Annotated in this window: 10 protein-coding genes, 1 rRNA gene and 1 other annotated feature; all 11 genes read right to left on the bottom strand. The window is 37.2% G+C overall.

From position 1 onward, the window contains the following. Positions 1 to 38: 38 nt before the first annotated feature. Positions 39 to 284 (bottom strand) — a binding site (T-box leader). 47 nt (positions 285 to 331) lie between these two features. Further along, a complete protein-coding gene (gltX, locus tag ABH959_RS27455; RefSeq protein ID WP_002091496.1) occupies positions 332 to 1,789 on the bottom strand; it encodes a glutamate--tRNA ligase in 1,458 nt (485 codons plus the stop codon). A gap of 89 nt (positions 1,790 to 1,878) precedes the next feature. Then, positions 1,879 to 2,355 carry a 2-C-methyl-D-erythritol 2,4-cyclodiphosphate synthase gene (gene ispF, locus ABH959_RS27450; RefSeq protein WP_113938450.1) on the bottom strand — a complete coding sequence of 159 codons (477 nt, stop codon included), beginning with the start codon at positions 2,353 to 2,355 and terminating at the stop codon, positions 1,879 to 1,881. 113 nt (positions 2,356 to 2,468) lie between these two features. After that, a complete protein-coding gene (gene ispD, locus ABH959_RS27445) occupies positions 2,469 to 3,149 on the bottom strand; it encodes a 2-C-methyl-D-erythritol 4-phosphate cytidylyltransferase (RefSeq protein ID WP_113938451.1) in 681 nt (226 codons plus the stop codon). Positions 3,150 to 3,165: 16 nt separating this feature from the next. Then, a complete protein-coding gene (locus ABH959_RS27440) occupies positions 3,166 to 4,269 on the bottom strand; it encodes a PIN/TRAM domain-containing protein (protein WP_002063406.1) in 1,104 nt (367 codons plus the stop codon). Between the two features lie 160 nt (positions 4,270 to 4,429). Next, on the bottom strand, positions 4,430 to 5,503 hold the full coding sequence (gene disA / locus ABH959_RS27435) for a DNA integrity scanning diadenylate cyclase DisA (RefSeq protein ID WP_000392162.1): 1,074 nt from the start codon (positions 5,501 to 5,503) through the stop codon (positions 4,430 to 4,432). Positions 5,504 to 5,506: 3 nt separating this feature from the next. Continuing rightward, positions 5,507 to 6,883, bottom strand: a complete 1,377-nt coding sequence (radA, locus tag ABH959_RS27430; protein ID WP_002009817.1) for a DNA repair protein RadA — start codon at positions 6,881 to 6,883, stop codon at positions 5,507 to 5,509. A 94-nt stretch (positions 6,884 to 6,977) separates the two neighbouring features. Beyond that, a complete protein-coding gene (clpC, locus tag ABH959_RS27425; protein WP_002063405.1) occupies positions 6,978 to 9,413 on the bottom strand; it encodes an ATP-dependent protease ATP-binding subunit ClpC in 2,436 nt (811 codons plus the stop codon). Between the two features lie 22 nt (positions 9,414 to 9,435). Then, positions 9,436 to 10,500 carry a protein-arginine kinase McsB gene (mcsB, locus tag ABH959_RS27420; RefSeq protein WP_113938452.1) on the bottom strand — a complete coding sequence of 355 codons (1,065 nt, stop codon included), beginning with the start codon at positions 10,498 to 10,500 and terminating at the stop codon, positions 9,436 to 9,438. A 4-nt stretch (positions 10,501 to 10,504) separates the two neighbouring features. Next, the gene (gene mcsA / locus ABH959_RS27415; protein ID WP_113938453.1) at positions 10,505 to 11,053 is read right to left on the bottom strand and encodes a protein-arginine kinase activator protein McsA; all 549 of its coding nucleotides are present in this window, start codon (positions 11,051 to 11,053) and stop codon (positions 10,505 to 10,507) included. Positions 11,054 to 11,222: 169 nt separating this feature from the next. Continuing rightward, positions 11,223 to 11,684, bottom strand: a complete 462-nt coding sequence (gene ctsR / locus ABH959_RS27410; protein ID WP_113938454.1) for a transcriptional regulator CtsR — start codon at positions 11,682 to 11,684, stop codon at positions 11,223 to 11,225. 213 nt (positions 11,685 to 11,897) lie between these two features. Further along, positions 11,898 to 11,990, bottom strand: a 5S ribosomal RNA gene (rrf, locus tag ABH959_RS27405); the annotation flags it as partial.

Below are 11,990 nucleotides of genomic sequence, written 5' to 3'. Positions count from 1 at the left end.
ATTTACATGGTATAAAAAAAAGACGCCTCTGTCATATAGACAGAGACGCCTTTTAAGCGCGGTTCCACTCTGTTTAGGCTAAAGAAGCCTCAAACTCATCCATGATAACGGTTTACACCGCTTCTGTTTACTTTGCGCCCTAAGACGTTCCGCGAAATACTTCGCTGTTCAACAGAAGACTCGAAGGGGCATTTCAAAAATCCGCTTATAAACCACTTCCAGCCTAAGGGTGGTTCTCTCTGTAAAAAGCCTGATTTTCTACTTCTCCTTCTCGTCGCTTTTCCTTATTAGATTTTAGATATACTTATTATATTGCTAAACCTAGAAAATGTTAACCAATTACTTTTTGAATACGATTTAAAACTTTTTCTTTTCCAAGAAGAGCAATAGCGTTAGGAAGCTCTGGACCATGTGTTTGTCCAGTAGTAGCAACACGGATTGGCATAAATAGGTTTTTACCTTTATGTCCTGTTTCTTTTTGAACTGCTTTAATAGCCGCCTTAACTGCCGCTGGCTCCATTGCTTCTAAAGCTTCTAATTGATCGGCAAATGCACGAAGTACTTCAGGTACTTGTTCACCTTTCAATACTTCTTGTCCCTCTTCTTCATGATCAACATGATCTTTAAAGAACATTTCAGAAAGCTCTACAATTTCAGCTCCAAAGCTCATTTGGTCATGATATAAAGCAATTACATCACGAACCCACGCTTGTTCTTGTTCGCTTAAGTTTTCACCTACGCGACCCGCTTTCACTAAATGCGGTAAGCTTAGTTCAACAACCGTATCTAAATCTTGTTTTTTCATATATTGGTTGTTCATCCATTTTAGTTTTTGGGAATCAAATAATGCAGGTGATTTTGATAAACGAGCTGCATCAAACATTTTGATAAACTCATCTTGAGAGAAGACTTCTTCTTCACCTACTGGTGACCAACCTAGTAATGCAATAAAGTTAAAGATTGCTTCTGGAAGATATCCAAGCTCTTTATATTGCTCAATAAATTGAATAATAGATTCGTCACGCTTACTTAGCTTTTTACGGCTTTCGTTTACAATTAAAGTCATATGACCGAACTTCGGGATATCCCAACCGAAAGCTTCATAAATCATCATTTGTTTTGGCGTGTTTGAAATATGATCATCACCACGAAGTACGTGTGTAATCTCCATTAAGTGATCATCTACCGCTACCGCAAAGTTATAAGTTGGAATTCCATCTTTTTTCACGATAACGAAATCACCAAAATCATTTGAATGGAATGCAACTTCATCTTTTACGAGATCTTTAAACGTGTAGTCGCTATCAGCCGGCACACGGAAGCGAATACTTGGAATACGGCCTTCAGCCTCAAATCCTTTAATTTGCTCCTCAGTTAAGTCACGGTGGTTTCCTGCATAACGCGGTGTTTCACCACGAGCGATTTGACCTTCACGCTCTGCTTCTAGCTCTTCCTCTGTCATATAACATTTGTAAGCTAAATCACGCTCTAATAAATCTTTATATAATTTTTTATAAATATCTAAACGCTCTGTTTGACGATATGGTCCAAATTCACCACCAACATCAACACCTTCATCCCAGTCCATACCGAGCCATTTCAAGTATTTTAATTGGCTTTCTTCTCCACCAGCAACATTACGTTTCACATCAGTATCTTCAATACGAATAATAAACTTACCATCTTGATGACGAGCAAATAAATAATTAAATAATGCCGTACGCGCATTTCCGATATGTAAGTGTCCTGTTGGACTTGGCGCATAGCGCACTCTCACTTGCTTTTCCATAGTTGGTACACCTTCCAATCTTAATGTCAACACATTCTATAATTGTACACCAAAAAAACGTGATTATCCATCTTACGAATTAAAAACCACTATTTTTTCTGTAATAAAACAACCGCTTGAGAAGCAATCCCTTCTTCTCTACCTGTAAATCCTAATTTTTCTGTTGTTGTTGCCTTTACATTAATATTATCAATAGACGTTTCTAATAGTTCACTAATGCGTTTACGCATACTTTCAATATGCGGTGCCATTTTTGGCTTTTGGGCAATAATTGTACAATCTAGGTTCCCTAGCTCATAACCTTGTTCACGCACAAATTTCCAAACCTTTTGTAACAATACGGCTGAATCCGCATCTTTAAAGGCAGGATCTGTATCAGGAAAATGTTTTCCAATATCTCCTGCTGCAATTGCTCCTAGACATGCGTCAGCAATCGTATGTAACAATACATCCGCATCCGAGTGACCGATTAATCCTTTTTCATGAGGAATTGTAATTCCACCGATAATTAACGGTCTACCTTCCGCAAATTCATGTACATCAAAACCTTGTCCAATTCGAAACATTCTTTACATCCTCCTCAATCTAAACTACTTTATGAATTCTATATTATATTGCTATCTCTATAAAGAAAAGCCCGGCAACTGCCGAGCTTTTCTTTACTATAATACCATCACTTCTATTTCTTCTGAACATGAAGGAAACTTTCAGCAATTAGTAAATCCTCTGGAGTCGTCACTTTAATATTATAGTAACTCCCCTCTACTACGCCTACTTTCTTCCCTACACGTTCTACGAGACTTGCATCATCTGTACCAAGAAAACAATTTTGCTTTGCACTTCTATGAGCTTCTAATAAAAGAGGAACAGAAAATCCTTGTGGTGTTTGAACCGCTTTAAGCTGAGAACGTTCTACCGTTTCAACAACAACACCCTGTTCTACTTTCTTAATGGTATCCTTCACTGGCACCGCACAAATGGAAGCACCATATTTCTCTGCTGCAGTTAATACATCTTGCATCATCTTATTCGTTACGAACGGGCGCGCACCATCGTGTACGAGAACATATTCAACACCACTCACATACTGAAGCGCATTATACACACTATCTTGTCTTTCGGCCCCGCCTTGAATAAATTGCACCTGCTTTTCAACCGGGTACTTCTGCATTAACTCCTCAAAATAAGGGCGTTCCTCTTCGTTAATCGCCATGATAATACGTTTACATGCTTTATCTTTTTCAAAAGCACGTAATGTATGCACAATGATAGGTACTCCATTTATAAGTAAGAACAACTTATTTTTGCCAGCACCCATCCGTTTCCCTTGACCAGCTGCCGGAATAATTAACGTATACATATTAATAATCCTCTACTTATAATGCTTTTTCTAATAATTTACGTTTTGCGAAAATCATACGACCAGCCGATGTTTGCAACACACTTGTAACTAGTACATTAAGTTGCGAACCGACATATTCTCTACCATCTTCTACTACAATCATCGTGCCATCATCTAAGTATGCAACACCTTGATTTTGTTCTTTACCATCTTTCACAACATAAACACTTAATTCTTCACCAGGGAGTACGACTGGTTTAATTGCATTTGCTAAATCGTTAATGTTTAACACTGTTACTCCTTGTAGTTCAGAAACTTTGTTTAAGTTGAAATCATTTGTTACAACAGTTCCACCAGTGATTTTAGCTAACTTTACAAGCTTGCTATCCACCTCTTGGATATCCTCAAAATCGCCTTCATAAATTTCCACCGGAATTGGTAGCTCTTTTTGAATACGATTTAAAATGTCTAATCCTCTGCGACCACGATTACGCTTTAAAGCATCAGAAGAATCGGCAATATGCTGAAGCTCTTCTAATACGAATTGTGGAATCACAATTGTTCCTTCTAAAAACTTCGTTTGGCAAATATCCGCAATACGTCCATCAATAATTACACTTGTATCGAGAATTTTCCAATGAGTTGTAGATTTTTCTACCTCTACCTCTTCGTTCTCGCTATTGTTTTTCTTCTTACCTCCACGCTGGGGTAATGTAAATAATCCTAGCAATTCATTTCTCTTTTTAAATCCTACTTGGAATCCTAAATAACCAAGTAAAAGAGTAAAGAACACTTGTAATACTGTACTAATGACTGGAATCGTGAATTCACGAATTGGTATCAAAATTAAATATGCAACAATAAGACCAGAGATCAACCCTAATGTACCAAATAAAACATCCGCTACCGGTGCCTTTACAAGGGCTTCTTCGATATGTTTAATAAGTTGAACAATATAATCCACAAGCCAAAATGTTGTTAAAAATAAAATAATTGCACCAATAATTGCACGAACGTACGATCCCTCAAGCAAAGGAACAGCACCGACGTCCAATACATTAATAACTTTTGGGATTAGAAAAATCCCTAACGCTCCCCCGATTACTAAAAAGAAGAGCTGTACGATTCTTTTTAACATCCAACCACCTCCTACTCATTATTAACCATTGTTTTGCTAATCAAAACGCCGAATGCAAAAGCGGACGTGTTTTTTTGTAAATAGTTTTATTTACCAATATACCATATCATATAACAAAAATGTTCTAGTGTCGTTATATTATGGAATCAATGTAATATTCTTAATTGTGTCTACTCATATAGAGATGCTCTTGAATTCTTTTTAGGCCCTCTCGTATTTTCTTCGCCCTAACTTCCCCAATTCCTTCCACATCATCCAATTCATTAATAGTTGCACGACAAACACCTTGCAATGTTTTAAATCGATTAATTAAATTTTCAATGATAAGTGGTGGAACACGAGAAATTTTGCTTGCGATTCGGTATCCCCTCGGTGTCACGCTTTCTTCTAAGCTCATTTGCCCTGGATAGCCGAGCAATTTAACTAAATCGCTATCCTCTAAAAGCTGTGTATTTGCAAGATCTTGTAACTTTTTCAAAATTTGATGGTGATCCTGCGTTTTTTCTTGATAATAATCCTTAATTAATAACGCTGCCTCTGCTTCTAAGTCGGCTAGTAATTCTGTAAGTTGTAAACGAATTAACCTTCCTTCCGTTCCTAACTCATGAATGTAGCTCACTATTTCATTTTTAATACGCAGTACCATTTCAACACTATGTAAAACGTGAACTACCTCGGACATTGTAACGACCTCTTCAAATTCTAGAATGCCCAAATTCGTAATCCCATCATTCCATACAGCTTTATATTTTTCTAACGTTTGAATAGCTTGGTTTGCCTTTGTTAAAATTACACCTATATCTTTTAGTGTATAACGTAAGTTCCCTTGATATAGTGTAATTACGTTACGTCTTTGTGAAATAGCCACAACAAGGCTAGCCGTCTGCTTTGCTACACGCTCTGCCGTTCGGTGACGCATACCTGTTTCAATAGAATCAATGGATGGATCTGGAACTAATTGTGCATTTGCAATTAAAATTTTGCTCCCAGTTTCATTTAAAATAAGTGCCCCATCCATTTTTGCTAATTCATATAAACTAGCCGGTGAGAATGCACAATTAATGTGAAATCCTCCATCAACAATACTTTTAATCTGCTCATTATACCCAAGAACAATTAGCCCTCCAGTTTGCGCACGAAGTACGTTATCTATCCCCTCGCGTAGTGGTGTTCCTGGGGCAACAAGCTGTAGAATATTAATCATACTTTTGACACGTTGCTTGTTTTCCTCCATAGCCTAGCCTCCTAATGTCAAACGAAGCGCTTCTCCTAAATTAGAAACACCTACTACCTCAATCCCATCTGGAATTGTCCATCCTCCCAAATTTTTTCTAGGAATAATAGCACGTTGAAATCCTAATTTCGCTGCTTCTTGTACACGTTGTTCAATTCTTGATACTCTTCTTATTTCTCCAGTTAGGCCTACTTCTCCTATTACCGCATCGGCTGGTGCAGTAGCTTTATCTCTGAAACTTGAAGCAATACTTAAGGCGACAGCTAAATCGATTGCTGGTTCATCTAATTTCAAGCCACCCGCAACTTTTAAATATGCGTCTTGATTTTGCAACAATAAACCTGTTCTTTTTTCTAGCACTGCCATAATAAGTGAAACGCGGTTATGATCAATTCCCGTCGCCATTCTTCGAGGATTTCCAAAACTAGTAGGGGAGATTAATGCTTGTATTTCTACTAAAACCGGTCTTGTTCCTTCCATTGAAGCAACCACTGTGGATCCTGCAACTCCAACTGGACGTTCCTCAAGGAAAATTTCAGAAGGATTTAGTACTTCTGCAAGACCTAGTTCCTTCATTTCAAAGATACCCATTTCATTTGTGGAACCAAAACGGTTCTTCACAGCTCGCAAAATACGATATGTATGGTGACGATCTCCTTCAAAGTAAAGAACTGCATCAACCATATGTTCTAGCATACGTGGTCCTGCAATTGCCCCTTCTTTTGTCACATGTCCGACGATAAAAATAGGAATCCCTTTCGTCTTTGCAAGTTTCATTAATTCCGCTGTACATTCACGTACTTGCGTTACACTCCCTGGGGCTGACGTCACTTCAGGTAAATGTATCGTCTGAATGGAGTCAATAACAACAAAAGCTGGATTCATCTCTTCAATGTGCGCTGCAATTCTCTGTAAATCAGTCTCTGCTACAACAAATAGATTACTACCCTTTACATGCAAACGATCTGCACGAAGTTTGATCTGCTTTGCTGACTCCTCACCTGATATGTATAGTACATCATATGAAGAATCTGCTAATTGCGATGAAATTTGTAATAACAATGTTGATTTCCCAATCCCAGGGTCTCCACCAATAAGTACTAAAGATCCATCTACAATCCCGCCACCAAGTACACGGTTAAACTCTTGAAATTTTGTTTCAATACGCGCCTCAGACTTTGTTTCTACCTCTGTTAAGCGTCTTGGTTTTGTTACTTCTGATTGAATTGCATTGGCATAATTAAGGCGTCTTGATGATACAACTGGTTCCATCTCTTCAACAAGCGTATTCCATTGACCACATCCAGGACATTTCCCCATATATTTTGGCGACTGATAACCACATTCTTGACATGTAAATTTTGTTTTCTTTTTAGCCATATCTTTTATAGTTCACTTCACTTTCATCTACAAACGTTTATCCTTCTCGTACAAGAAAGAGGGCTATCGCGTAGCCCTCTTTGTTTGTCTATACTTATTTTACCTTTTCCGCACTATGAATGACAAATGATTCTCCTTCTATATCAAAGATAACTTTTTGTCCTTTCTCAATAGCACCTTTTAACAGTTCTTCTGATAGTCTATCTTCTACATGTTTTTGAATTGCTCTACGAAGCGGACGAGCACCGTACTCTCGATCAAATCCTTTATCAGCAATTGCTGAAATTGCTCCTTCTGTTAAATGCAATTCAATCTCTTGTTCTTTTAAGCGATTCACTAACTGATTCACCATAAGAGTTACAATTTCTTGAATATGTTTTTTCTCAAGCATATGGAACACGATAATTTCATCAATACGGTTTAAGAATTCTGGACGAAATGCTTTTTTCAATTCATCCATTACTTTACCTTTCATATCTGAATAATCGCGGCTCTCATCTTGTACGTTAAATCCAAGATGTTTATTACGTTTTAATGCGTCTGCACCAACATTAGATGTCATAATAACAATTGTATTACGGAAATCAACTGTACGTCCTTTAGAATCTGTTAAACGGCCATCTTCTAATACTTGTAGTAAAATATTAAACACATCAGGATGAGCTTTCTCTACTTCATCTAATAAGACAACTGAATATGGCTTACGACGAACTTTCTCTGTTAATTGTCCACCTTCTTCATATCCAACATATCCTGGAGGAGATCCAACTAAACGAGAAGTAGAATGCTTTTCCATGTACTCAGACATATCGATGCGGATCATTGCATCCTCATCACCGAACATAGATTCCGCTAATGCCCTTGCTAGTTCTGTTTTACCTACACCAGTAGGTCCTAGGAAAATAAATGAGCCAATTGGACGTTTCGGATCTTTTAATCCCGCTCTCGCACGACGAACAGCTTTTGCCACAGCTACAACTGCTTCATCCTGCCCAATTAAACGATCATGTAAAATTGATTCCAAGTTTAATAATTTATCTGTCTCTGTTTGTGCAAGTTTAGAAACTGGAATACGTGTCCATGTGGAAACGACATTTGCAATATCTTCTACTGTTACTTCTGAGTTTTCTTGTCCTTGTTTCTCTTTCCACTGACGCTTTGTATCTTCTAACTTTTCACGTAAACGTTGTTCCATATCACGTAAGGAAGCAGCCTTTTCAAATTCTTGGCTTTGTACAGCTGCATCTTTTTCTTTTCTAATTTCCTCAAGCTTCACTTCAAGCTCTTTTAAGTTTGGCGGTGTTGTATACGAACGTAAGCGCACTTTTGATGCAGCCTCGTCAATTAAATCGATTGCTTTATCAGGTAAAAAACGGTCTGTAATGTAACGATCTGAAAGTTTTACAGCCGCATCGATTGCATCATCTGTAATAGATACGCGGTGATGCGCCTCATAACGGTCACGTAAACCTTTTAAAATTTGAACTGATTCTTCTAAGTTTGGTTCATCAACATGAATTGGTTGGAAACGTCTTTCTAATGCCGCATCCTTTTCAATATATTTACGATATTCGTCTAAAGTTGTTGCACCAATACATTGTAATTCACCACGTGCTAAAGATGGTTTTAAAATATTCGATGCATCAATTGCACCTTCCGCCCCTCCTGCACCAATTAACGTATGAAGCTCATCAATAAATAGGATGATGTTACCAGCTTGGCGAATCTCATCCATCACTTTCTTTAAACGATCCTCAAACTCACCACGATATTTTGTTCCAGCAACAACTGTACCCATATCTAATGTCATAACACGCTTATCTCTTAAAGTTTCAGGAACTTCATTATTTACAATTTGCTGTGCTAATCCTTCCGCAATTGCTGTCTTACCTACACCAGGTTCTCCAATTAATACTGGATTGTTTTTTGTTCTACGGCTTAACACTTCAATTACACGTTGAATTTCTTTACTACGTCCAATAACAGGATCTAAACGATTTTCACGTGCAACAACTGTTAAATCACGTGCTAGACTGTCAAGTGTAGGTGTATTCGCATTTGTTGATGAACCACCCTGGTGACCTGAACTAGCTTCATTACTTCCAAGAAGTTGTAACACTTGTTGTCTTGCTTTATTTAGGCTTACACCTAAATTATTTAAAACGCGTGCTGCTACACCTTCACCTTCACGGATTAAACCAAGTAAAATATGTTCTGTTCCAACGTAGGAATGGCCTAGCTTACGAGCTTCATCCATAGACAACTCAATAACTTTTTTAGCACGAGGTGTGTAATGTACTGTTTGAGAAGCTTCCGTTCCACGTCCAATTAATGCTTCTACCTCTTTTTGAACTTTCTCTGGACTTAATCCAAGAGCAATTAACGCTTTTGCTGCAATTCCTTCACCTTCGCGTACAAGCCCAAGTAAAATATGTTCTGTTCCAATATTATTATGCCCAATGCGAATTGCTTCCTCTTGAGATAAAGCTAATACTTTCTGTGCTCGTTCTGTAAATCTTCCAAACATCATAGAAATCGCCTCCTACTTGCGCTTAATTTTGTTTAATTCGTAATCGCTCACGGATTAAGGTTGCTCTTCGATAATCTCTTTCTTCTGGTCCTAAAGGTCCTCCTGCATATTGTTGCAAAATGCCTGGCTGAGTAAGAACCATTAACTCAGTTAAAATATTTCTCGATATACCTTGTATATATCCTAAGTCAATACCAAGCCGTACATCTGATAAACAAGTGGCTGCTTCTGCAGATTGAATTAAACGACTGTTAGCTAGTATTCCGTAAGAACGATATACTTTATCTTCAAGCTCGATACTTGAATTTTGTACAATTAATTCTCTAGCCATTTTTTCTTGATGGATGATTTGTTGAATGACACTCTTTAAATCTGCAATAATATCTTCTTCTGATTTCCCTAGTGTCATTTGATTTGACACTTGAAATATATTACCTAACGCTTCGCTACCTTCACCGTATATTCCTCTTACTACTAACCCTAATTTTTGAATTACTTGTATAATACGGTTAATTCTTTTCGTTAAAACCAGTCCCGGCAAATGAATCATTACCGAAGCCCTTAATCCTGTACCGACGTTAGTGGGGCAACTCGTAATATATCCAAGCGATTCATCAAAAGCATATTCAACCTGTTCCTCGATCCAATTATCTATTTGATTGGCACTTTGAAGCGCCTCTGATAACTGTAAACCTGAAAATAGGCACTGAATCCTAACATGATCCTCTTCATTAAGCATGATACTTATATGTTCACTTTCTGATAGTAGGCATGCTCCGTATTCTGTTCCTGCAAGATTTGGACTAATTAAATGCTTCTCAACTAAAACTCTCCTTTGAAGAGGATTTAATTCATTCATTTTTAATAGTTCAAACTCCCCAAAAGGTTCTACAGGTTTATTTATAAACTTCTTCTTAAATAACTCGTGAATCTGTTTAGCTTCTTCCTCGTTTTGCATAGTAGAGAATTGATATTTTTTAAAATTACGAGCCAAACGAATTCGACTACTTAAAACAATATCAGAATCAGGGCCATCTCCCTTCATCCATGGACTAATCGCTTCATTCATGATTCTGTCCAGTGACATAGAACTATTCCCCCTCTCTATGCTCACTAAGCTGATTTACAAGACCTCGAATTTTATCTCGTACTTCAGCCGCTTTCTCAAATTCCTCTTTCTGTACATATTGTTTCAGATTGAGTTTTAGTTCATCTAATTCTTTCTTTAAGTAGATATTTCCTTCTATACGCTCAGGAATTTTTCCACAATGATCCGTATGCCCACCGTGAAGACGTTTTAACAATGGTTTTAAATGCTCCTTAAATGTATCGTAACAAGAAGCACATCCAAAGCGTCCCACTTTTGTAAATTGTTCATATGTCATCTTACAATTCGGACATCTTGATATATTTGTATTTGAAAATGCATCTTGCCCTTCTTCAAACATTGCTGGTTCACTATGCAATAATCCGGCTAATAGGTCATGGAATGAAAAATTAGACTGCGGTGATTGAAAGAAAGACGTATAGCCACTTTGTTCTGCACATTGCTCGCAAAGATGAACTTCCGCCTTTTTTCCGTTGATTACTTTTGTATAATGTAAAGTTGCTGGTCTTATATTACAGTTTTGACAAGTCATCGCTATCCCCCACCTTTACAACAGGAACGATCTATCTCATGATACTTTTCATACATTACTAGATTGTTCTCTTTCCTTAATCCATTTAGTAAAAGCACATGTCATCTTTCAAAATTCCTACAATATTAAACTGCATTATCTTAGTTATCATTCTTAACAAAAGTTATATTTATTTATATTTCAGTGTTCTTAACATTGCGCATAATATTCGAGCCCTAAGTTCATCTCGAAAAGGAACATCCATTAATAATACAGAACGATCTAGTACGCTTAACATAAGTTTAGCTTCACGATTTGTTATAATCCCCTCTTCTATTAAACGTATAATCATACTTTCAGCATTTCCTTGTGCAACGCTATGATCAATCATATGAAGCATTTGATCAATAATGTCTATATCATCATGCAGTTTGACTTTTATAATGCGAATGTAACCTCCTCCACCTCGTTTACTTTCTACTACAAATCCTCTTTCTAACGTAAAACGGGTATTGATTACATAGTTGATTTGAGATGGCACACAATCGAATCGATCAGCGACCTCATTCCTCTTGATTTCAATCGCATTATTATTGCTTAAGTCAATAACTTGCTTTAGATATTTCTCAATGATATCAGATATATTTCTCATTTATCCGCCACCTTTATTGACTTTGACTATCTTTGACTATAATTATATACGTATTAAAAAAATTTGCAACTCTTTTGCTTATTCACTATCCTAGCCACATTTCACAATCTTTAATCAAAAGGACGATTCTTTAAATAAAGATTTTTTAAATTACTATGAATTATAAAAGAAAACACGAAAAAACACGAGTCAAATGACTCGTGTTTTTAGCTTGCTTGGCGACGTCCTACTCTCACAGGGACAAGGTCCCAACTACCATCGGCGCTAGAGAGCTTAACTTCCGTGTTCGGTATGGGAACGGGTGTG

This window comes from Bacillus sp. RC51, from assembly GCF_044908115.1.
Classification (GTDB): Bacteria; Bacillota; Bacilli; order Bacillales; family Bacillaceae_G; genus Bacillus_A; species Bacillus_A mycoides.
The sequence above is the reverse complement of the archived record's forward strand: the minus strand, read 5'-3'. Positions and strand labels throughout refer to the sequence as shown.